Origin of the sequence: Cytobacillus mangrovibacter (assembly GCF_042865275.1) — a bacterium.
GTDB classification, from domain to species: Bacteria; Bacillota; Bacilli; order Bacillales; family Cytobacillaceae; genus Cytobacillus; species Cytobacillus mangrovibacter.
Genome location: NZ_JBIACJ010000005.1, coordinates 152,834 through 177,165, shown reverse-complemented (window position 1 = coordinate 177,165; position 24,332 = coordinate 152,834). Strand labels below are relative to the sequence as shown.

Here is a 24,332-nt window from a genome sequence, read left to right as displayed (position 1 = left end):
ACAGATTTTTGGGCTCCTAAATTAGATCTAAGTGAAAAGCCAAAGCTAATAAGATTAAAACAGTGAGCAGCAATACATCGAGAGTAAATGGAAATAGGATCGTTCGTATCCCTTGAAAGACACAGATAGGGATAATAAATTGTGCACAAACCCCTCGAATCTTTCTTAACCATGGCGGGAGGATATATGGATTATACCGTCTCTTCAATGGACATGCCCCCTTTCACAACATCTCTATCTCATACTATTCTATGTGAAAGCCTTACTTAAAGTGCCTATAATTTGTGGAGCCCTTTTTTCAAAAAGGAGCACATCCAAGAATAAAACGTATAAAATATAAAAAAAATGGTGATAATTATTGACTAGAATCCTCTTTTTTCGGTAGTATATTGATTATATAAATAAATTGATCAGCAAAGATAGGGAAGAGTACAATAGCGATTTGCTTTAAGAGAGGAAAACCATTAGCTGAAAGGTTTTCTAAGCGGAACTGTTGGAAGGTCGCCCTTGAGCTTCTTTCGTGAAAGGATGTTTATCCAAGTAGTGAAAGACGGGAAATCCGTTATCTATTTAAGAGTCAATCATTTTTTTAGGAAATGTCAGTGCCTAAGAGCTTCTGCTTTTCTCACATGATTGAAAAAAAGGTGGTACCGCGAAGCAAACTCCATTCGTCCTTTTAAGACGAATGGGGTTTTTTTATTTTTCTTGAGAATATTAAAAACCATTGAACAGAAAGGGAGATTGACGATGGAAACGAAGGAACTGACAATGCCAACTAAGTATGATCCACAGGCAATTGAGCAAGGACGTTATGATTGGTGGCTAAAGGGGAAATATTTTGAGGCAAAGGATGACGAAAAGAAGGAGCCTTATACAATCGTTATTCCGCCGCCTAACGTAACAGGAAGATTGCATCTTGGGCATGCATGGGATACGACTCTTCAAGATATCCTTACACGTATGAAGCGGATGCAAGGGTATGATGTATTATGGCTGCCAGGCATGGACCATGCTGGAATTGCGACACAGGCAAAAGTAGAAGAGAAGCTTCGCAATGAAGGAAAGAGCCGCTATGATCTAGGCCGTGAGAAATTTGTTGAAGAAACGTGGAAGTGGAAAGAGGAATATGCAAGCCATATTCGTCAGCAATGGTCTAAGCTTGGTCTAGGACTTGATTACAACCGTGAGCGCTTTACGCTTGATGAGGGCCTATCAAAGGCTGTTCGTGAAGTATTTGTTTCTCTTTATAATAAGGGACTAATCTACCGTGGTGAATATATTATTAACTGGGATCCATCAACGAAAACGGCCCTTTCTGATATTGAGGTTATTCATAAAGATGTTCAAGGTGCATTCTATCATATGAGATACCCACTGGCTGATGGGTCAGGACATATTGAAATTGCGACAACACGTCCAGAGACAATGCTTGGAGATACAGCTGTAGCTGTTCATCCAGAAGATGAGCGTTATCAGCATTTAATTGGCAAAACAGTGAAGCTCCCAATCGTTGGCCGTGAAATCCCAATCGTTGCGGATGATTATGTAGATATGGAGTTTGGTTCTGGGGCTGTTAAAATTACGCCTGCACATGACCCGAATGATTTCGAAATTGGAAACCGACACAATCTTGAACGTGTTCTTGTTATGAATGAAGACGGCTCTATGAATGCAAAGGCTGATAAATATCAAGGAATGGACCGTTTTGAATGCCGGAAGCAAATTGTGAAAGATCTCCAAGAGCAAGATGTACTATTTAAAATTGAAGAGCATATGCATTCGGTTGGCCACTCTGAACGAAGCGGTGCAGTTGTTGAGCCATATCTCTCTACTCAATGGTTTGTAAAAATGCAGCCACTAGCAGATGAAGCAGTTGCCCTTCAATCGAAAGAAGATAAAGTAAACTTTGTTCCGAATCGATTTGAAAATACGTATCTTCGCTGGATGGAAAATATCCGCGACTGGTGTATTTCTCGTCAGCTATGGTGGGGACATCGTATTCCAGCTTGGTATCATAAAGAGACAGGTGAAGTTTTTGTAGGCAACGAAGCTCCAGCTGATATTGAAAACTGGGAACAGGATAAGGATGTTTTAGATACTTGGTTCAGCTCTGCATTATGGCCGTTCTCCACAATGGGCTGGCCTGATACAGAAGCGGCTGATTACAAGCGTTATTATCCAACAGCGGCTCTAGTTACTGGGTATGACATTATTTTCTTCTGGGTATCTCGGATGATTTTCCAAGGACTTGAATTTACAGGTGAACGTCCATTCAAAGATGTACTTATTCATGGGTTAGTTCGTGATGCTGAAGGGCGCAAGATGAGTAAGTCGCTTGGAAACGGTGTCGATCCAATGGATGTTATTGATAAGTATGGTGCGGATTCTCTACGCTATTTCTTATCGACAGGCAGCTCACCAGGCCAGGATTTACGATTCAGCATGGAAAAGGTTGAAGCAACATGGAACTTTGCCAATAAAATTTGGAATGCATCCCGTTTTGCTTTAATGAATATGAATGGCTTAACATATGATGAAATTGATCTGAGCGGTGAAAAATCAGTTGCAGACAAATGGATTTTAACTCGATTAAATGAAACGATTGAGACGGTAACACGATTATCTGACCGCTATGAATTTGGTGAAGTGGGCCGTGTGCTTTATAACTTTATTTGGGACGATTTCTGTGATTGGTATATTGAAATGGCGAAGCTCCCTCTATATGGTGAAGACGAAGCAGCGAAGAAAACAACTCGATCTATTCTAGCTTATGTATTGGATAACACGATGCGTCTGCTGCATCCATTTATGCCATTCATTACCGAGGAAATTTGGCAAAACCTTCCTCATTCAGGTGAATCGATTACAACTGCTGCATGGCCTGAAGTGAAGCCTGAATTCACGGATGAGAAAGCTGCAGATGAAATGAAGCTATTAGTTGAAATCATTCGATCTGTCCGTAATAGCCGTGCAGAAGTGAACACACCATTGAGCAAGAAGATTAAGATGATCTTAAAAGCGAAAGATGCGGAAGTTCTTCATACTCTTGAGAAAAACAGCGGATATATTGAGCGCTTCTGTAATCCAGAGCACCTGACTATTGCGATCGAAGTGGAAACACCAGAAAAAGCAATGACTGCCGTTGTAACGGGTGCAGAAATTATCTTGCCGCTTGAGGGATTAATCAATATTGAAGAAGAAGTGGCCCGTTTAGAAAAAGAATGGGATAAACTGAACAAAGAGGTAGAACGTGTTCAGAAGAAACTAAGCAATGAAGGCTTTGTTAAAAAGGCTCCTGAGAAGGTAATTGAAGAAGAAAAGGCAAAAGAGCTTGATTATAGTGAGAAGAGAGCGGCTGTTGAAGCGCGAATTAAAGAGCTTAAAGGCGAAGAATAATGTAGAGGGAAGGCGAATCCAATTGATGGATTCGTCTTCCTCATGTAGATAGGAGGAAAAGTGGCATGTTTACAACATATGAAGAAGCGGTTTTTTGGATTCACTCACGCTTAAGACTCGGGATAAAGCCTGGATTAAAAAGAATGGAATGGATGATGGAAAAGCTTGATCATCCAGAAAGAAGAATAAAGTCTATCCATATTGGTGGAACAAATGGAAAAGGGTCAACTGTTACGTATCTTCGCAATATTTTGCAAGAAGCCGGCTACCAAGTTGGGACTTTTACCTCCCCATATTTCGAACAATTTAATGAAAGAATTGCCTGGAATGGGGTTCCAATAAAGGATGAAGAAATTGTTCGACTGGCAAATGACCTGTATCCCCTTTCTTTAGAATTAGAAAAAACAGATCTTGGCGGGCCAACAGAATTTGAAATTATCACAGCCATGGCTCTCCAATATTTTGGTCATGTACAGCCAATGGATATCGTCCTTTTTGAAGTAGGACTTGGGGGAAGATTTGATTCCACAAATATTATTTATCCGCTGCTATCTATCATTACGAATATTGGCCTTGACCATACAGCCATTCTAGGCAATACATATGCAGAAATTGCAGGGGAAAAGGCAGGAATTATCAAGCCAGGGACGAGTGTCATCACAGCTGTGAAGCAGGAAGAAGCAAAACCGATTATTGAAAATAAAGCAATTGAAATGAAGGCTACAATGTATTCTCTGGATAGTCAGTTTTGCATTGAAAACCATCGATCAACATTGAATGGAGAAACTTTTTCACAAAGAACGCCTTTCCGTGAATGGACTGATCTTGAAATTACGATGGCAGGCACTCACCAGACAGAGAATTCTTCTTTAGCGATTATGGCTGTAGAACTGTTAAATCAATATTATTCCTTTTTGATTGAGGACGAGCATGTCTATAAAGGACTCAAAAAAGCCTATTGGCCAGGTAGATTTGAAAAAATTTCAAATGATCCAATAGTGATTATAGATGGAGCACATAATGAAGAAGGAATTATGGCCTTAGTGACGGAACTTCAAAAGCGCTATTCAGCTCAAAAAATCAATATTGTCTTTGCCGCACTATCTGATAAAAAGCTAGATCAAATGATTATGAATTTAGATACAATAGCTGAAAGTATTACATTTGTAGACTTTGACTTTCCAAGAGCAGCAAGTGCAGAGGATCTCTATACAATAAGTCGAAATATCCATAAAGAGTATTCGAAGGATTGGAAAAGAGCAATTGAGGAGAAATATTCCTCCCTTCAAAAAGATGAAATCCTTGTGATTACTGGTTCTCTCTATTTTCTTTCTGAGGCAAAACCCTATCTATTAGATGTTGTAAATAGGTAAATATATGAAATATTCATGTGACAATAGTTTGAAAATTTGATAAGATGTTCATATTGTATGACGTATTTCCTATAAAGAGAATAGGAGAAGGGGGGATATAAATGGTTGGAAAAACAAAGAAAAGAATCATTTGGCTTATTTGGCTGCTAGGTTTTCCGTTAGGCTTGTGGTTCACTTATCATCTATATCCTCCTCAATTCACTGGAAAGGGAATAGATATTCTCGTTTACTTACTACTAACGGCTTTTGTAGCTGCAACACCGATGGTGATAAATGGAAGCCCTATTTTCTTAATCCAATGGGTCTCATGGGCCGCTTTTTTAACATTTGGCCTATTCGTAGAGCTAATGATGGCGCAGCTCGCATTAATCATTTTATTTATTCGAATTAAACTCCCTAGAAATGATTATTTTCGACTTCCTTTAAACTCTTTAATGTTTTTCCTCGTTTCATTATTAAGTGGCATTTTTTATTACACATTCGGTGGAAAAACAGGATTGAGTTTGATTGATGTGAAGCAAACCTTTTGGCTTGTTGTTACTTATCCTGTTCTCAACTATTTTCTAAATCAATTAATCATTATCTTTCTAAATTTTGCAATCTATAATAATACGAAGAACATTTTTGGCAAGGACTTTATTTGGGAAACCGTAACAACACTTATTACTTTTCCAATTGGTTTTGTTCTTTACATACTTTATACAGAAGTAGGCTTGGTATCCTTATTGTTTGTTGGTGTCCCATTTGCTAGTTTATCAATAATATTAAATCTATATTATTCAAGTGATAAAATAAACGGCTATCTCCAAACAGCTACAGATATTGGCCATCAGCTTGCCGAAAAGCTTATCGTAAATGAAGTAATCGATTTATTTATTGAGAAAATAACAGAAATGCTTACCGTTGATTATGCTTATATTCTTGATATTGTGGATGACAAGGAATTGCAACTGCTCCGATGTATTGAAAAAGGAGAAGAGAAGTCTACTGATATTCGCCCACTCAAAAAAAATGAAGGAATTAGCGGCCTTGTCTGGGATAAGGGAGAAGCGATGCTATTCCATTCAAAGAAGGAGTGGAAACATATTGTAAAAGGCTATATGCCTGACACAATTGAAAGTGTGATATGCGTACCAATTGTCCGAAATAATAAGGCAGTCGGTGTTCTTCTACTTGCTTCAACACAAAAAAGAGCATATGAAAAATCCCAGCTTATGATTGTTGATATCCTTTGCTCCCATTTTGCTATAGCAATTGAAAATGCAAGATATTATGAAGAAACAAAGGAAAAAAGCGAACGCTGTGCATTAACTAAACTCTTCAACTACCGTTATTTTGAAAATCTATTAAGTAATGAATTCAAGAGACTGCAGACCTTCCAAAGAGAGAAGCTATCGCTCATTATTCTCGATATTGACCACTTTAAATCCGTAAACGATACATACGGCCATCAAAGCGGCAATGAAATCCTTTCCCAGCTCGCAGATCAATTAGCTGATTTAATTGGTGATAGAGGCACAGTCGCCCGCTATGGTGGGGAGGAATTTGTTATCCTGCTTCCAAATGTGGCAAAAGAAGAAGCGCTCCAAACAGCTGAAGTCATAAGGCAAACGATTGCAGACCATCCATTCATCTTAACACAGCAAATGGAATGGGAAGGCATCCCCCTTCAAGTGAACATCACAGCATCCATCGGAGTAGCAACCGCACCAATGGATGCAGAGGATTCCCTTGGGCTGATCCGCCATGCAGACAGAGCACTATATGTCGGGGCGAAGAGGGCTGGACGGAATCGGGTGGCGGAGTATGTGAAGTGAAAACCCCATGGTTGGGGTTTTTATTATGTTTTTTACAGAATATACATTCTGTATCAGGAGAACAAAATCAAAAACATTTATCTGCGTTAACATACTTTATTGATTACGAAATTAAAAAACTAAATTAATACAAAAAGAAAGGAAATGACTGCTTATACCATTTAATTGGTATAAGCAGTCATTTCCTTTTGTAGTCCCCAAAAAAATTTGAGACTTTTGTCTTTTGTTGAAAAAGTGGAAAAAGATTTAATAAATTTGTATAAATTAACGCTATGGATTAAATAGGAAGATTGGTATAATAGTAGTAATATAGACATATGAGTTTTATTAAGGAGGAGACAATTTGAAGAATAAAAGAAAATGGTTTATCTCTTTTCTTGCCTTGCATTTTATTTTGCTATTATCTTTTTCCTCACTAACTGTTTCAGCAAATGGCATAGACACTCCTTCTATTGATTATACAGTTAAGCCTTCACAAAATGAAATTGTAAAGCCGCAAAATAGTAATGCAGAAGGCAGTCTTGATTTTCATTTAACACCAAGTGGGAAAACAACAAATGAGTATAGAGATCCGATAGATGTTGTTTTTATTTTTGATAAATCAGGTTCAATGAAAGATTCTGGAAAAATGGACAGTGCAAAAAAAGCAATGATAGAAGCAGTTGATTTCTTTAAAGAAAATGCGGGGCCAAAAGATAACTTTGCTTTTATTCCTTTTGCTAGTGATGTTGAAAAGGAAGTAGGCTATAGCCCGTTAGATATTAAAGGTGGGCTAGATAAAATTAAAGAGAGAGCAAATGGCTTACAACCAAATGGAGGAACAAATTATACACAATCCTTTGAAAAAGCGCTTGAAATATTACAAAATGAAAAACCTAAAGTCGAAAAGGAAAATAATAAGTATATAATCTTTATGACAGATGGAGAGCCGACTGTTTCAAAAAATGATGAAGTTTTAACATTTAATAAAAAACTTTGTATTTGGAATTGCAAAGTCACTAAAGAAGTAAATGTTGAATATCAATTATTAGGTAGCAAACCTTATTCTGGATATAATGCCACTTTTAGTTATAGTTTGTTTTCATATGATAAAGAAAACTTCGGTAAAGACGATACAATTAAAGCAATCAAGCAGCATGGAGAAGATAGAGCACAATTATTAGCTGAGCAAGATGTAAAGTTGTTTTCAATAGGTTTTGGAAATAAAAATGATGTAGATATGGAATACTTACGTAAGCTTTCATCTATTACAGGAGCTACTGCCCGACAGGCGTCTCAAGACAACATTACATCTATTTTTCGGGAGATTTCTGAGGATGTTGGAACTCCCTCAATTACAGCTGAAATTAAGGTTGATTTAAGTAAGTTTAATGGAAAAGTTAAACTAGTTGAGAATCCAACAGCCACAGAAAAAAATAATATTGTAACTATGAAATACAATTTTAAATTTCCATTTAATCAGAATGCCTCTCAGCCAGTTGATCTTTCTTTACCATTTAGTTTTTCAGAGATTGGTACTTATACTTTTGATGATATAACTATGACCTATACTGACTTGAAAGGTGAATTTAAAGAAAAGAAACATGGACCAGTAACGATAGAAGTGAAGAAAGATGCTGCACCTACCTTCCAAGGAACAATGGGCTTAGAAGGAATTACAAATACACCAGATAACTTAATTAAAGTTTCTGGTTCAACAGAACAATCTAACCAATTTAAAGTGAACTATACATTAACCCCATTTGGATTAGTAGATAACAAGGTGATAGGAAAACTGACAGATATCAAGATTATTCAGCCATTGCCAGATGGTGTTTCTATTGTACCTGCAAATGGTGTTTCATCAGTTACTACTCCTGACGGAAAGAAAGGAGCACAAATTAATATAGCCCAAGTGGTTAATTACAGTAATGGAAAGTTTGACCCAACTCAGTTGGCTGCTACGTTTCAATTAAAGGGAGAGTGGGCATTAAGTAATGTAAAAATGCCTTTAGCTACTGTTCAATATACTGATAGTAGGTTTGGCAACCAGACTAGTTCGATTGCAGCATCAAATCAATCGATTAATTTAAAGGTCAGATTGAAGGAGTTTCCAAATAACGCATATGATGGAGATGCTTCCGGGCTAATCACAAAGGTTGATTTAAACCAAAACGGAGCAAAGATAGGACAAACTGAGTTTCCAAATGATTATGGTCTAAAGAATAAGGCAATTAAAGACATGACTTTTAGTGGTGAAAAGAGTACGGCAATAGAAGTTACGTATTTTGATAATGAGAAGGCAATGATTTATTTACAGCCTGACTTTGAAATGATAGGTATGAAAACTGGTGATAAATATAATAGTGGAGATAAAGCAGTTGAAACTATTCAAGTCAAACTCTCCAATCTTGTAGCAGGTAAAGGTGTTAAATATTATTATTCCATCCAAAACGAAAAGCAAAATGTTAGCTGGACTGAATTCAATCCATCTCAACTTATAGGAGTCACTACTTCTGGATTAAATACGATTAAAGTAAAAGCAGTTGGCGGTTTTGCAATTGATAAGATCGAGATTACAAAAACAATAATAATTGAAAAGCCAATTGAAAAAGTTACGATTAATCCAAATCCAATAGAAGTTGAAGTTGATAAAACAAAGTCTTTTGAAATTGAGATAAATCCTGTTGAGGCTACGAATACCAAATTAGAAATATCAATAGAAAATAGAAATAAAGCTGAATTAATTGATGATAAAACTATACTTGGTAAATCAGATGGAGAAACGTATTTAATTGTCAAAACAACTGATGGTTCCAACATAGAAGTGAAAGTTAAAGTTATTGTAAAAGATCCATATATTTCATTAAAGGAAATAAAATTTAATAAACCAGTTTATAAGATTGAAAAAGGTGAAAGATTAGCAGTGAAAGATTTGCTGATTTTTAACCCAATAAAAGCAACGAAGAGAGAGTTAGATAGTGTAAAGTCATCAATGCCAGCTCAAGTCGGTATTGTAAATGATAATGGAGAATGGTTTATTGTAGGGAAAGATATTGGTTATTCAACGATCACAGTGCAAGCAGAGGAGCAGAAAGATAAGACCAAACCAAAAGCTTCTGCATTGTTTGAGATTGTCAATAAAAATGAAGGAAACAACAGTGGCCCTCCAGGGGGAGGAAGATGGTAACATTCAAAAGCTTTTTAATATGAAGTCAAACAAAAAATGGGGCTGAATTTAATCAGCCCCGTTTTTGTTAACTCTTATTTTACGATCAGCTCGTCAGAAAAAATTTGTAGTTGGTCAACAATCGGTAGGGCTTCAATTCTTTTTAGCAAAACATCTTGGTCATAATTAACAATGAAACGGGAGAAGTAATCTTCTTGTAAATGGGGGAGGTCGGTAATATCCTCTACTTCACCTCGAATCGCATTAATTGTAAGACTTTTCTTAGCAAATATGCCACCGTCAATATAGAAAAGGGAACCGACACCATATAATTCAGCTTGGTCTTCAGTATAAAAGAATCCTTTCAATGGTTGGATATCATTATCATCAATAGGCAAATAGGGTGCTCCATTTTCCTTTAAAGGTTTAAAGTTTTTAAATTCATTGATTCTTGTAATAAGCAGCTCTTCTTTTGCTAACAGGATAAGCTGTTTTTTATTATTATCAGCTCCGGATATATTCACATTCGAGATATAGGCATTCTTTCCAGCATACACAACCGAGTCGAAAATGACTTCATCATTTTCCTTCGATGTACCTAATTCATCGTCCCCCATAATAGATAAATCGTCATAGGCAAAGATATTTTTATTTATTTCGATAGCTGAATTAATTGGTTTAATAAAAATTTCATTAGCACCAATAATGTCTCCATTTAATGTAGTGGTAGCTGCGGCTATACCACTTTCATTATCTGCATGAAATTCTGAAGTAATCGTAATCGTATCCGCAGAAATAAGATTTTTTTCGAGCGTTAACTGCCCACCGAAGTTAATTACATGCGTTTCTCCAGTAACATATACATTATCTTTAATGGTAATATCTTTATTACTGACAACGTATAAATCCCCATCAACCACTAAATTCTTCTCCAAGTCTATTGGATGATTGGTGCTTGTTATAATAAGGTCGCCATTGACTTTAAGAGGCTTTGTTATTTTAAACCATTCATTGTCACTATTAATGCAGCTAATACTGACGGGGTCTACTGATTTATCAATAATAGATAGTGGATTTAGCTGTGATCCATTTCCCTCATCGATATTTTTCATATCTTCATTAGGAATAGTACAATTATTTATAAACTCTGATTCGATAGGAAAATCTTTAATTTCTGTTTTAAGATCTTCTGAAAAGGAGTTTACAATTGTTTTTGTTTCCAAGTCGCTGTCTGCTAATACTTCATTTGTACTTTCAATCATCGTTTTATCAAATTCAATATTAATAAATTGACTATCATGCTTTAGGATTGGAACTTTTCCTTTGTAAAAGTTTTTTTCTTCTAAAATGGACAAAAGATTAGCAGTTCTACTATATAAGTCTCCATTAATGGATGACTTTGGTGTGTTAATTTTTTGAGTATCTTTCTCATCCCTTAATTGATATTCAGCTTCATTGTTTAATGTTAAATGATTAGCATAAACATTACCCGCAAAATTTGGAGAACCATTAAGGATTAGATTTCCATCAGCTCCAGCCGCATATTTTAGAAAACTTGGCAATGGTGATAAGATAAGCCGCTTTGTGATGGTGCGAGAGATTTTTCCTTCTGTTTTTATTGGGTTTTTAGTAACAAGAACAATATCGAAGACCCTTGTGAAATCATCCCTTTTATCAATATTAAAGGAATGGTAGCCGGATAAAGCTCCAAGACAAGCGTTTTCACTATCGATATAGCGTGTATCGCCTTCTTCGCTAAGATCAATAATATTTATACATTCTAATACTTCATTGTTCTTATTTGGCATAATTAACTTTTCAAGTAATTCTTCTTTTAATTTTGTATCAAAACTACTATCAACCGTTATTGTCTGATTGCTTTTGCTGCGGTATTTTTCTAGATCTAATTGCTTGTCTTCTAATACCTTAGCAAGATCTGAAGTCATCTGGTCAACAAGTTTAATCGCATCATAGGTTAGTGAAATATCACTTTCTCTTGTTTCTGTTTTCTTCGCACCTCCTAATGAAGAGGCAACGATAGCCATGCCAAGTACAGTAAAGACGAGGGAGGCTAAGAGAACAGTAATTAAGGTGTTTCCACGATCATTATTAATCATTTAGTATAGCCCCTTTTAAAATCCGAATTGGCTTTTTAATTCTAATGGCTTTTTTAATCTTTTATCATCAAGTTTAAAGTCTAAAGTAATCATCCCTTCTCCACATCCATCACATGATAGAGTTATTGATGAATTGCTGAAATCAGAAACAGTATCAATTGATTTCCCATCTATTAAAAATACTTTTTTAATTTCATCGAGTTCTAATTTCACCGATGCTTCTGCTTTTTTATGATCTTGATCAATACGATAGAACGTTTGATTCTCATTATTATCTTTAGTTATAGACGTTTGTGTATTATCCACTAATTCGATACAGTTGTCCCCACATTTCCTTACATAATCAAAGGGAAAAGAATAAAAAGTATTCATAATCATAGTAGCAGTATAATCTGCATCATCTCGTAATTGTCCTTCTACTTGAATTTTATTATATAGATTTACTCCCGAAGAGAATACGCCATAAATGACTGGTAAAACAATCACCGAAATGACTAAGGTAGCTAATAATTCGTATAAGGTCACTCCTCTTTCATCGAATATCTTCACTTTTTATAGCCCCTTCCAATACTGTGGAATTCTCTTTTCCATTTATCGTCCAAGTAACATACGCTGTTAAAGGAAAATAGTATGAACGAATTTCGTTATAATTCACTTTATCTAATTCGTCCTTATCAGCACGGATCATTACTTTATATTCAACATTATTAATTTTAATCGGATTACAGCTGGAATCAATATCGTCTTCCTTCCAAAACTTGCTATATTTATCTTTACATATATATATGGATAATTCTTCGTCCGTTTTGTTTTCAAACGTATCTCTTATCACAATAAAATTATCCTTCTCAATATACATCAGGGCATTTCTCGCAACATTAATAGCAGCTGTCTTTTTTTGATTCATATTCGTATAGCTATAAGCCTGGGAAAAAAACTTCATTGAACCCATTAATATAATTCCTAGAATGGTTAAGGAAAGTAATACTTCAATTAGAGTTAATCCTTTTGAACTAGATAGGACCTTTTTAAATTTCATTTTTTCCCCTTCTTTCAAAATAGCTTATCTTATTATACAATATTTTAAAGTCTATATTTGTTGTAATAGGTCCGAATATGTTGTTTATTGAAAATTGTAACAAATTATTACAAAAATCGACCTTCACTATGTTTATAATAAAGAAAGGGGTGAGTTTATGAATATTTACCTACTTGCATTTGCATCATTGATTTTAGTAGTTCCTTTGGTCTACTTCCTTCCTCTTGGTCTAACTAAGAAAGGAAAGCTGCTTATTATTGCTGTTTCTTTTCTGCTTGCATTAATAGGACTTTCTGGAAATGCTATTTTTGATTGGTGGCAAAGCGTCTTACTTATTTTTAGCCTTGTTGTTCTTAGTTCATATTTATTGGATAAAAAAATGAAACACCTAATTTTGATTGATCAAGAAGAAGGGACTAAAAGTTCCTTTGATACACCTGCTCATTTAGAGGATTTGCCTGATAATGTTCATATGTTAGACGGAATAGGGCAAATTGATTTTGAAGACGAGAAGATTGAGGACATTGCGGGAGTAGGTGAAGAAGAACAAATTAAAGAGGAAATTGATAATGATGAACTATTTGTTATTGATGAGTATGAAAAGATAATAGAATCTTCAGTTGACCCGCATGCAAATCTAGAAATAGAAGAAGAAATAATTGAGCCTTTATTTAACAAGAACAATGATGTGGAGGTTGATGATAAGATTGAAGAAATAGAGAGTATCGTGGAATTAGGTTATATGTCTGAACTCGAGAAATTGATACTTGACTCATCAGAAGAATCACTTCCTTCCATTAATGAATCTGAAGTAGAAGAAGAACAGAATAAATTAATTTCAATAAATTTAGAAAAAGAAGCTAATGAGCATGACGATGAATTTTTAGAAATATTGTCAGAGTTTGAAAGTGTAAAGCAAGAAGCAGCAAGTACGATTGAACTATTAGTGGATATACCGGTTGCTGAGGAGAAGGAATTAGAAGAATTCAACAAAGAAAACCCTGTTAATGAAGAAGGGTATATAGAGATTTTATCACAGTTGGATAATACAGAAGACGAACTAACTGACAAGCCGCTTGAGTCAACATTAGATGTGAAAGATGTGTACGAAGAAATAGTAGTGGAAGAATCGCTTATCATCGTATCTCAAGAACCATCTGATATTGATTCCATCAATACAACGGAAAAAGGGGAAAAGAATGATTTGCAGCGGCAAATGTTTCAGACATTAATTGCTCAGGTTGAACTGGCTAAGAAAATGCTAGACGCTAATCAATATGAGCAATTGCTTAAGGAATGTATGCATCCGAAAATGCCGTATTTTGAGTATTATACTTTTGCTAGTCTGTTAATTAAGCATTACCACTCTATTAATAAATATGCAGAACTAAAGGAATTACTGAAAAGTTTAAAAGCGAAATACCGTGAATATCCAATATTACTTCAAGAAGTCCAATTTTTACTAACATATTATGATAAAAAATTTGACGAAAAATAGTGTGAAATGCCCTATAATAGGAATTACGAATAAATAGTCAGGTGTGGTGGAGAAAATGAAAAAAAGCTCACAAATTACAGGTTTGCCAATTATTAGTATTGCTGATGGCCAACAAATTGGGGAAGTTAAATCATTAGTAATAAATCCAGAAAAAGGTTCCATTGATTTCTTAACAATTGAAAATGAAGAGTGGCAAGTAAGTGTAAAGGCAATCCCTTTTAAAAGGGTTGTTGGAATAGGGGAGTATGCAGTTACGATTGAAAGTGATCATGCAGTAATTGACTTGAATGAAATTCCTATTGCGAATCAGCTCGTTAATAAAAAAATTAAGATTAATAATACGAAAGTGATGACAAGAAAAGGGGAACTCATTGGTGAGGTAACCGAATTCTATACGGATGATGCAACTGGGCAAATCTTAGGTTTGGACCTTATTCTTGGGGAAAGTGAAGCGACAATGCTATCCAGCTATGTATTAACATACGGAAAGGATATCATTATTGTTAAGGAAGATGTGAGTGAAGGATTTCTAGAGCACTCTTCACATTTAGATCCAAACTACCAGAAAGATGTAGAAGCTGGTTTAACTGGAGAGCTATTAGAAGATAACGTTCCTAGTTCTTTGGTACTGCAAGAAAATGAGGAAGAACATGCATTAAAAGAAAAACAAATTGAGTTATTAAATGGGAAAAGAGTTCTGAAAGATATCATGGATTTAGAAGGCAATGTTATTATATTTGAAAATGCAGTTTTAACACGTGAAGATATATTGAAAGCACAAAAAGAAGGCCCTAGTGTAGTTGTCGAATTGTCGATGAATGTGGAAGCATAAATAAAGCAGGGTGGTTAGTTTGAAAAATACTTTCAGTTTAAAGTTGTACATGATTGTAACGATATGTACAGCATTTATATTCTGCTTTTCTTATCTTGGGAATTCTGTATATGGAAAAGTATTCAACAAAAGTGATGTATTTGCGATAAACACAAAGATCGGGTCAGTAGAAGTTTCAAATATGTCCCAGGTGGAAGCATTAAGGCACTTAGCTGAAGAACAAGAGAAGTGGCGTAATGAGATAAAAATTACATTGCAGTATAAAGAGAAAGCAATAGAATTAGATACTAGCCTTTATACATTTCAGCCTGAAAAAACAATCGAAAATACACAGCAAGGGAAAGAAAATGAGTTATTTGTTGATATAGACGATGATGCGCTTAGTAACTTCCTTTTGGAAATATCACCTGAGCTAACAAGTGCTGATTTTAATATTGGCCAGTTAAAAAGTGGACTGTTAATTTATGCGGCTAGACTACAGCAAGGTGAGCATACGATAAAGCTGCAGGAGTACTTTTTAGAAAGTAAAGAGGATGAACTTGTTGCTGAATCAACTACTTCTCTGCAGGATTCAGATCATTCTCTTAACACTTGGATAAAGAACTTTCCAAAGATTGAAATCGAACCGCATAGTCAATTATCAATACTGAAGTTATTAGAAGAAAGTGGATTGAAAACATTTGATCAAAAGACATTGAGCATTGTTTCCTCAACAATCTATAAAACAATTTTATCTACGAATTTTGCGATTACTGAAAGGCATATTAGTAGAAGATTGCCAGATTATGCAGAGATCGGATTTGAGGCTAAGGTAGATCCGAATAAGAATATGGATTTTATAATCACAAACCCAAATGATGAAAAATACATCTTACAGTTTAAATATGTTGATAATTTATTATATGTCTCACTAAAAGGTTCTAAATTTATTTATCAATATCAAGTTATCTTGAAGGACAAAGAGACATTTAAACCTAAGAAAATTATTCAATATGATGGGAAACTTTCTTTTGGAGAAGAAAAGATTGCGGAAAAAGGAATCGAAGGCATCCTTATTAAAGTAGACCGGGAAATCCTTGATGAATCTGGAAACCTACTAAGAACTGAATCGGTGTCGGAGGATTTCTATCCTCCTGTACATGAGGTAATTATTCATAGTTTGGTTGTTAACGAGTCAACTAGTTTAAATGGGGACAATAGTCAAGATCCAACAGTTCCAGGTGAAGGCCAAGCAAACGAGACAACAGATAATCAAGTTGATATACCAGGAAACAGTGAAAAGAATACTGACTCCGATCAGAATATGGATCCAAGCAACAATACGGTTGGACAAGAATCCGATTTATGGGGTAAACCAAATGAATCGCTAAAATAAGTCGTTAAAGCAGGGATTGAGATGAACCAGATTCGAAAGCGGCTCGGGGACCTGTTAGTTGAATCAGGGCTAATTACTGAGGAGCAGCTTCAGGTTGCTTTAAAGGAAAAAGATGATGGACAAAGGCTTGGAGATGCCTTACTAGAAAGAGGATATATCACAGAACAACAGCTTATTGAAGTGTTGGAATTTCAGCTTGGGATTCCCCATGTCAGTCTATATCGATATCCGTTTGATGTGAAATTATTTACGATCGTTCCAAAAGAATTAGCGAAACGAAACCTTATCATTCCTCTGAAAAAAGAAGGAGATAAGCTGCTTGTAGCGATGGCAGATCCAATGGACTTTTTTACGATTGATGACTTGCGATTATCGACAGGCTTTCATGTCGAGGCAGCCATTGCTACAAAGGATGATATCCTTCGGGCGATTAATAAGTATTATGATATGGACGAAGGATTAGAAGAGTTATTTGGTGGTCCCTCTAGTACGGAAGAAGTTCAAGAGGCTAAGATTATTGATCAAGATTCACCAATTGTTCGACTTGTAAATCAAGTGTTAACGAATGCTGCCGTAATGAAGGCCAGTGATGTCCATATTGACCCACATGAAACAAAGGTAATAATCCGTTATCGAGTAGATGGTGTTTTAAGAACAGAAAGAGCGCTCCCGAAGCATATGCAAAGTGTACTTACTGCGAGAATAAAAATTATGGCTAATCTGGATATTACAGAACATCGCATTCCACAGGATGGACGAATAAAAATGAATTTAGATTTTCATCCTGTTGATCTGAGGGTATCTACATTGCCAACCGTTTATGGGGAAAAGATTGTTATGCGTCTTCTGGATCTTGGGAGTTCATTGAATGATCTGAATAAGCTAGGATTTAACAAAGTAAACTTACATCGTTTTACGGAAATGATTGGAAAGCCGACAGGAATCGTTCTCATTACAGGTCCAACGGGTTCTGGGAAATCCTCGACTCTATATGCAGCATTGAATCGATTAAATAGTGAAGAAGTGAATATTATTACTGTTGAAGATCCGGTAGAATATCAGCTGGAAGGAATCAATCAAATCCAAGTTAACTCTAATGTTGGGATGACGTTTGCAGCTGGGCTAAGGGCGATATTGCGTCAAGATCCGAATGTAATTATGGTTGGGGAAATTCGTGATAAGGAAACTGCAGAAGTAGCAATTAGAGCTTCCTTGACAGGGCATCTTGTCTTAAGTACGCTGCATACGAATGATTCACTTGGCTCGATTACTCGTTTAATCGATATGGGCGTTGAACCATTTCTAGTTGCATCCTCAGTTAGTGGTATCATTGCCCAGCGGCTTGTTCGCAAAGTTTGCCGAGATTGTGCTCAAGCACATGAGCCATCAAAGCGAGAAATTGAGATTTTTGCCAAACGAGGAATGAAGATTGAGAAAGTTGTTCGTGGCCGAGGATGCTCTTCCTGTAATATGACGGGCTATAAAGGAAGAGTCGCGATTCATGAAGTGCTTGTTATTGATGATGCCATCAGAAGGGTCATTATGAATGGGGAAGCATTCTCCAAGCTTAGAGAGCTCGCCGTGAAAAATAAGACAATTTTCTTAATTGATGATGGGTTGTTAAAAGTGAAACAAGGTATGACAACAACAGAGGAAGTTTTACGGGTAGCAATCCCTGATTAGGAGTGCAAATGATGAAAAATAAAATTGATCTTCTGCTTAGGGCCGGTTATGAATTAAAAGCCTCGGATGTTCACTTGACGATTGGAGTACCACCCGTCATGCGAATAAACGGTGATCTGAAGAAATATGGAAAAGAAACATTGCTTCCTGCCGACACAGAAGGAATGGCTAAAGCAATTATTCCTGAACATATGTGGGAGAAATTCAGGGAAAAAGGGGAACTAGACTTTTCATATGGGATTCCAGGTGTGTCTAGGTTTAGGGTAAATGCCTATTTCCAGCGTTCATGTATTGCAATGGCTATTCGAGTCATTCCAACTAGTATACCTTCGTTGGATGAATTAGCACTGCCAGAGGTTCTAAAGAAAATTGCCTTGAAACCACAGGGACTTGTACTTGTTACTGGTCCAACGGGAAGTGGGAAGTCAACTACATTAGCTTCGTTGATAGCCTATATGAATGAAACAATGAGGAAACATATTATTACGCTAGAGGATCCAATTGAGTATCTTCATAAACACAATAAATCGATTATCGACCAACGTGAAGTTGGTTTTGATACAAATAATTTTGCCAATGGATTAAGGGCAGCACTTCGTCAAGATCCGGATGTGATTCTTGTTGGGGAAATGCGTGATCTTGAAACAATCCAGACGGCAATAACAGCTGCTGAGACAGGGCATTTAGTATTAGGGACATTGCATACATCAAGTGCACCAGCAACGATAAACAGAATTATTGATGTATTCCCACCAGCCCAGCAGGCGCAAATAAGAATCCAACTGGCATCTGTTCTCGTTTCGATTATGTCGCAAAGGTTATTTCCGATGATTGATAAAAAAGGCAGAAAAGCGGCAACGGAGATTTTAATGAATAATGCAGCCGTTGCCAATTTAATCCGCAACGAAAAGATCCATCAAATCGTTAATATCATGCAAACCTCCCGTGCCCAGGGCATGCATACGTTAGAATCAAACATTAAAGAGCTTTTGCAGGAAGGTCTCATTGCGAAAGAATTGGCATTACCTTATCTGCAGGAAAAGGTGAATGATCATGCCCCGGTTTAAATATAGCGGTCGTGATAAAAAAGGTAAAAAGTCAGGGATGATAACATCTGCATCTAAGCGTGAAGCCATTCTGCAGCTTAAAGAAAAAGGAATACGGGTGCTAGAATTTAATGAAATTCCAGAAACACTGCTAACGAAAGATATAACCATTGGGAACCCGGTAAAGCTTCAAGATTTTGTTATCTATTTACGGCAATTTTCTACACTGCTTAAAGCGGGTGTTTCTGTCGTAGAGTCTACGGCCATACTCGCCCAGCAAACAGAAAGTAAAGCATTAAGAAAAGCTTTGCTTGTAATAGAGCAGGATTTACGAGAAGGAAATCCGTTATCGGCAGCGGCTGCTAAGCATAAAAAGATTTTTACAGGAATGTTTGTCAATATGATTAAGGCAGGTGAGGCCGGCGGAAATATGGATGATACACTTGAAAGGCTTGCAGTTCATTTTGAAAAGCAGCATTTTACGAAGCAAAAGATCGTTTCAGCTCTTGCCTATCCCGTTGCAGTTGCAATTATTGCAGTTGCTGTAGTTATCTTTTTGCTCGTTTCAGTTGTTCCTACTTTCGTAGAAATGTTTAAAGATTTTGGCGGTGAATTGCCGGCTATTACACAGTTTGTATTAAATTCCAGTGAATTCATGCAAAAGTTTTGGTGGCTTGTTATTCTATTGTTTATTGCAATATTCATAGGTTTTGTTCTTATAAAGAATAACAAAAAAACAAAGTATTACTTAGATTATGCGATCCTTCGAATGCCTATTTTCGGAAAAATGCTTCAAAAGGCTGTATTGGCAAGAATGACAAGAACATTAAGTTCATTATTTGCTAGCTCGGTACCAATATTGGAAGCAATGAGCATTGTCGAAAATATTGTTGAAAATGAAGTCGTTGCAAAAGTAATTCGGAAATCAAGGGATTCACTTGAGCAAGGGAAATCGCTCACCGAACCGATGAGAAAGCACTGGGTCTTTCCACCTCTCGTCTCGCAAATGATTGCAATTGGGGAGGAAACAGGATCTTTGGATGCCATGCTGTCAAAGGTTGCCGACTTCTATGAAAAGGAAGTTGAAAGTGCCACAGATCGCCTGAAATCATTGATTGAACCGTTAATGATTGTCTTTCTAGCTGGAATTGTCGGAACAATCGTGACTTCGATTATGGTGCCAATGTTCGATATTTTCCAACATGTCGGATAAGATCATATTTTGCAAAAAATTAACAATTTATGTTTTTACTACTTTAATAATCTAGTATAATAAATCTAGGTAATAAATCACAAAATACTAAAAAAGAGGAGAATCTTCATGTTACAAAAATTAGGCCAAAGATTAAAGAATCAAAAAGGTTTAACATTGATTGAATTACTTGCAGTTATTGTTATTTTAGGGATTATTGCGGCAATTGCGATTCCGAGTATTGGTGGGATTATTCAGAAGTCAAAGGAAGATGCTGTGAAGGCAGATGCGATACAGATAATTAATGCTGCTAAAATGTATGTTGCTGCTAATGGGGTAGATAAATTACCGGAAAATAAGCAGATAGCAAGTACTGATTTACAGGAATATCTTGAAAGTGTAACAATTACAGGTGCTTACTATGTTGTCTACGATGGTAAAGATTATAAAATTACTACGCCGCAACAGACCGTAGGAAATAACAAAATAACATTCTCAGGTGCAACTGTAAAAGCTATTAATGATGATAAACAAAAAGGAAGCACAACTGGAATAACTATTACTACTCCAACAGGAGGTTAATAACCGGAGGAAGTATAATACGTTATGGATTTAATGATTTCTATTTTTTCATTCATTTATGGTATTGTTCTCGGCTCCTTCTTCAACGTCGTCGGACTCCGAGTCCCAATGAAGGAGTCCATCGTCAAACCAAGATCACATTGTCCAAAGTGTAACCACACATTAGGGCCGCTTGAGTTAATCCCGGTCATTTCATTTTTAATTCAAGGTGGAAAATGCCGGTGCTGTAAGGCGCCGGTTTCTCCTCTTTATGCGATTGTTGAATTGATGACAGGTTTGCTGTTTATGGCAGCTCCTCTTATCATTGGATGGAGCTTCGAGCTAATAATTGCATGGACGCTTATTTCATTAATGATCATTATATTTGTGTCTGATTATAAATATATGCTTATCCCTGATAAGATACTGCTTGTATTTGCAATCATTTTTATAGGCGAAAGAATCTTTCTTCCATTAAGTCCTTGGTGGGATTCAGTGGCAGGTGCAGCTGTTGGTTTTACCCTCCTCCTCTTTATTGCTGTTATTAGTAAAGGCGGGATGGGCGGCGGCGATATAAAGCTATTTGCGGTTATTGGGATTGTGCTTGGTGTCAAGCTAGTCTTGCTTTCGTTTTTCTTCGCAACATTATTCGGGGCTCTCTTTGGCATAATTGGAATGCTTTTAGGCAAGGTGAAAAAAGGCAAACCGATGGCATTTGGGCCATATATCGGTTTAGGTACACTTGTAGCCTATTTTTATGGTGAGAGAATACTAGAATGGTATCTTTATTCATTTATTTAAGGAGTTTTCAAAATGGGATTTCGTCTTCAGCTTGGAAAACAGCGCACGATTAGTTTAATTATAAAAGACCATGTCATCCGTTATGCTGAAATTAAGAATCTGCAAGGGATTCAAGTGCAGAAATGGGAAGAACGCCATTTGCCTGCAGGGATTATTAAAGACGGGAAAATCCTTGATCATGAAACACTTATTGCTATTTTAGAAGAATGTGTCGGAGATTGGAAGCTGAAGAATCGATCGGTTTCCTTTCTTGTGCCTGATCAATTTATTGTTCTTAGGAAAATGCCCATTCCGAAAGATGTAGAAGAGGATGAAATTAGAGGCTATTTGTATATGGAATTAGGGACGAGCATCCATCTTCCGTTTGAAGACCCCGTATTCGATTTCCATTTGCTCCCTGAAAGAGAAAACACCCAAAAGGAGATTTTATTATTCGCTGCTCCAGAGGATATTGTAAGGGATTATACAGATGTCCTTGAAGAGGCAAAACTAAAGCCAAGTGTAGCAGATATATCCCCTTTAGCATTATTTCGTTTATATTACGAGCTTGACAATAAGAAGATAGATGAAAATTTATTAATTGCTCAATTTGATTTAACAACTGTTAATGTGAGTGTATTTGAAAATCATAAACCTGTTGTTATGAGACATTTACCGATGAATATTGACCTAATGAATTGGGAAAATGCAAAGCCTGAAAAGGGTATTTATAAAGCTCCTGTATATAAGGAAGACCATTTGGAAGTACTCAACGCATTAAAGGATATATACTCCGAAATTGATAAGGTCATGAACTTTTACCGTTATTCTATCAATAAAGGCAAACGACAAATTACAAAAATATTAATAGATGGAGATCATCCGTGGCTTGAGGATATTTTTTCTGAAATAGAAAAGAGACAAGAAATTCCTATTATTCGATTAGACAATAGTCATTTGCGATTGGATGGGGAAATACCAAACCTGGCGTCTTTTCATCTCAATATTGGACTAGGTTTAAAAGAGGTGTAATGAATGCTGGTAGAAATTAACCTACTCCCACAAAAAGAAAAAAAATCGAAAGCTGTATATATTATTTTTGCCTTGATCATTTTAATCCTAATTCTAGCTGTTGTGATTTTCTCCTTGTTTATAAAAGATAAAAATCAACAAGTAGAAAAGCTTGAGAATCAAATGACACAGATAAATGTCATCTTGGATGCGGAGAGAAGTAAACTAACTGCTTATGAATCCTCCTCCTCTATAAATGATCTTGAAACAGCTATAAAATGGGCAAAAGAACAGCCATATAATACGGTTTATGTTTTGCAGCAATTGACGAAGATACTGCCTGATAGAGGCTTTGTAACTGAGTTTGAAATGAATGAAGAGAATACCATTAATATTGCAGTGCAATTTGATACAAAAAGTGAAGCGGCTTATTACTTACATTCATTATTCACATTAGATTGGATTGAGGAAGCTGTTCTTAACGAAGCGAAAACAACCGAGATATCAAAGGATAACCAGGATAATGAAACGAAAGAAGAGGAGTTTCTCCCACGATATGTCGCACAATATGAACTGATTATTAACGTATCTTCTTTAAAAGCAAGTTATCAAGAATATGGTAAGTCAACAGAAAATGAAAAAGACAAAGATACTAATCAAGAAGAAGTGGAAGGGGGAACAACCCCGTGAACCTTCAAATATCGAAGAAACAAATCTTTATTAGTATAATTACTATTTTACTAGTTGGAGCACTTTCAGCCGGTGCATACTTTTTATTCTTACAGCCTGTAAATGAAAAGTTGGAAAGAAAGCAAACAGAACTGAAAATGGCTAATCAGGAACTGACGATTATTGAAAATTCGCTAAAGCAATCAAATGAAAAAACAGTCCTAAGCTCTATGGAGCTCCAGAAGCAAGTACCTGTGAAACGACTTCTTGATCAATTGCTGCTTGATATAGAGAAAGCTGAAATTATTTCTGATACAACAGTAAATGAGCTGAAATTAGATGGTTCAAGTAAAGATGAAGAAATTGATTTTCAAACGGGTGAAAGCAAGGAAGCGACTGCCGAAGAAACTAGCGATTCAGATAATACAGATTCACTAGATTCCACTTCAGTCGAAGAAGAAACTTTACCAATGGGGATCAAAAAGATTTCAATTTCAATGGTTGGAGAAGCAAAAACGTATTTCGAGCTTGAAAAGTTTATTGATAGTCTAGAACAATTGAAAAGGATTGTGAAAGTTGAAGCTTTAAGGTTCACAGGATTGGAAGAAATTTATTCAGTTGAGCAAGGGAATGAATTTATTCAATTTGAACTTACGATCGCTAGTTACTATTATCCTGAGTTAGAAGACTTGCTTGATGAGATACCTTCCCTTGATACACCAGAAATTTCAAATAGGAAAAACCCGCTGAGTAGTTTTTCTGATGCAAGTAATGAAGAAGTGAATGAGCCATAAG

General features: G+C 36.1%; 19 protein-coding genes and 1 other annotated feature. Of the genes, 15 read left to right on the top strand and 4 right to left on the bottom strand.

Annotated features, from left to right (window positions below):
• Positions 1–16: 16 nt before the first annotated feature.
• On the bottom strand, positions 17–208 hold the full coding sequence (locus ACFYKT_RS11210) for a hypothetical protein (RefSeq protein WP_389219470.1): 192 nt from the start codon (positions 206–208) through the stop codon (positions 17–19).
• 199 nt (positions 209–407) lie between these two features.
• Positions 408–679 (top strand) — a binding site (T-box leader).
• Positions 680–747: 68 nt separating this feature from the next.
• On the opposite strand from ACFYKT_RS11210, the gene ACFYKT_RS11205 reads away from it, so the two are divergent.
• From ACFYKT_RS11205 to ACFYKT_RS11190, 4 genes are all read left to right on the top strand, one after another.
• The gene (locus ACFYKT_RS11205; RefSeq protein WP_389219468.1) at positions 748–3,396 is read left to right on the top strand and encodes a valine--tRNA ligase; all 2,649 of its coding nucleotides are present in this window, start codon (positions 748–750) and stop codon (positions 3,394–3,396) included.
• 65 nt (positions 3,397–3,461) lie between these two features.
• Positions 3,462–4,769: a bifunctional folylpolyglutamate synthase/dihydrofolate synthase gene (locus ACFYKT_RS11200; protein ID WP_389219466.1), complete on the top strand. Its 1,308-nt coding sequence runs from the start codon at positions 3,462–3,464 to the stop codon at positions 4,767–4,769.
• 101 nt (positions 4,770–4,870) lie between these two features.
• Complete coding sequence (locus ACFYKT_RS11195) at positions 4,871–6,586, top strand: sensor domain-containing diguanylate cyclase (RefSeq protein WP_389219464.1); 1,716 nt, start codon at positions 4,871–4,873, stop codon at positions 6,584–6,586.
• A 343-nt stretch (positions 6,587–6,929) separates the two neighbouring features.
• On the top strand, positions 6,930–9,755 hold the full coding sequence (locus tag ACFYKT_RS11190; RefSeq protein ID WP_389219462.1) for a VWA domain-containing protein: 2,826 nt from the start codon (positions 6,930–6,932) through the stop codon (positions 9,753–9,755).
• A 74-nt stretch (positions 9,756–9,829) separates the two neighbouring features.
• On the opposite strand, the gene ACFYKT_RS11185 is transcribed toward ACFYKT_RS11190, so the two are convergent.
• Genes ACFYKT_RS11185 through ACFYKT_RS11175 form a run of 3 tightly spaced genes read right to left on the bottom strand, consistent with a single transcriptional unit; the run spans position 9,830 to position 12,890 of the window.
• Positions 9,830–11,851 (bottom strand): hypothetical protein, encoded by a 2,022-nt coding sequence (locus ACFYKT_RS11185; RefSeq protein WP_389219460.1) that lies wholly within the window; start codon positions 11,849–11,851, stop codon positions 9,830–9,832.
• 15 nt (positions 11,852–11,866) lie between these two features.
• Positions 11,867–12,400, bottom strand: a complete 534-nt coding sequence (locus ACFYKT_RS11180; protein ID WP_389219458.1) for a hypothetical protein — start codon at positions 12,398–12,400, stop codon at positions 11,867–11,869.
• Complete coding sequence (locus ACFYKT_RS11175) at positions 12,384–12,890, bottom strand: type IV pilus modification PilV family protein (RefSeq protein ID WP_389219456.1); 507 nt, start codon at positions 12,888–12,890, stop codon at positions 12,384–12,386. Before ACFYKT_RS11175 ends, ACFYKT_RS11180 begins: the two co-directional genes overlap by 17 nt.
• A 157-nt stretch (positions 12,891–13,047) precedes the next feature.
• Between ACFYKT_RS11175 and ACFYKT_RS11170 the strand changes: the two genes are divergently transcribed.
• The 11 genes from ACFYKT_RS11170 to ACFYKT_RS11120 all read left to right on the top strand — a co-directional run bounded on the left by ACFYKT_RS11170 (position 13,048) and on the right by ACFYKT_RS11120 (position 24,331).
• Positions 13,048–14,388, top strand: coding sequence for a hypothetical protein (locus tag ACFYKT_RS11170; protein WP_389219454.1), 1,341 nt, complete (start codon positions 13,048–13,050; stop codon positions 14,386–14,388).
• 55 nt (positions 14,389–14,443) lie between these two features.
• Positions 14,444–15,220 (top strand): PRC-barrel domain-containing protein, encoded by a 777-nt coding sequence (locus tag ACFYKT_RS11165; protein WP_389219452.1) that lies wholly within the window; start codon positions 14,444–14,446, stop codon positions 15,218–15,220.
• Between the two features lie 19 nt (positions 15,221–15,239).
• Positions 15,240–16,595 (top strand): VanW family protein, encoded by a 1,356-nt coding sequence (locus ACFYKT_RS11160; RefSeq protein ID WP_389219450.1) that lies wholly within the window; start codon positions 15,240–15,242, stop codon positions 16,593–16,595.
• Positions 16,596–16,616: 21 nt separating this feature from the next.
• Complete coding sequence (locus ACFYKT_RS11155; protein ID WP_389219448.1) at positions 16,617–18,278, top strand: GspE/PulE family protein; 1,662 nt, start codon at positions 16,617–16,619, stop codon at positions 18,276–18,278.
• A gap of 11 nt (positions 18,279–18,289) precedes the next feature.
• Entirely contained in the window at positions 18,290–19,345 is a 1,056-nt protein-coding gene (locus ACFYKT_RS11150) for a type IV pilus twitching motility protein PilT (protein ID WP_389219446.1), read from the top strand.
• Positions 19,332–20,537, top strand: coding sequence for a type II secretion system F family protein (locus ACFYKT_RS11145; RefSeq protein ID WP_389219444.1), 1,206 nt, complete (start codon positions 19,332–19,334; stop codon positions 20,535–20,537). Before ACFYKT_RS11150 ends, ACFYKT_RS11145 begins: the two co-directional genes overlap by 14 nt.
• A gap of 108 nt (positions 20,538–20,645) precedes the next feature.
• On the top strand, positions 20,646–21,098 hold the full coding sequence (locus ACFYKT_RS11140) for a type II secretion system protein (RefSeq protein ID WP_389219442.1): 453 nt from the start codon (positions 20,646–20,648) through the stop codon (positions 21,096–21,098).
• Between the two features lie 33 nt (positions 21,099–21,131).
• Positions 21,132–21,878 carry a prepilin peptidase gene (locus ACFYKT_RS11135; RefSeq protein WP_389219758.1) on the top strand — a complete coding sequence of 249 codons (747 nt, stop codon included), beginning with the start codon at positions 21,132–21,134 and terminating at the stop codon, positions 21,876–21,878.
• A gap of 12 nt (positions 21,879–21,890) precedes the next feature.
• Complete coding sequence (gene pilM, locus ACFYKT_RS11130; protein WP_389219441.1) at positions 21,891–22,889, top strand: type IV pilus biogenesis protein PilM; 999 nt, start codon at positions 21,891–21,893, stop codon at positions 22,887–22,889.
• A gap of 3 nt (positions 22,890–22,892) precedes the next feature.
• A complete protein-coding gene (locus ACFYKT_RS11125; protein ID WP_389219439.1) occupies positions 22,893–23,558 on the top strand; it encodes a PilN domain-containing protein in 666 nt (221 codons plus the stop codon).
• Positions 23,555–24,331 carry a pilus assembly protein PilO gene (locus tag ACFYKT_RS11120; RefSeq protein ID WP_389219438.1) on the top strand — a complete coding sequence of 259 codons (777 nt, stop codon included), beginning with the start codon at positions 23,555–23,557 and terminating at the stop codon, positions 24,329–24,331. The genes ACFYKT_RS11125 and ACFYKT_RS11120 overlap by 4 nt, the downstream gene beginning before the upstream one ends.
• Position 24,332: the final 1 nt, after the last annotated feature.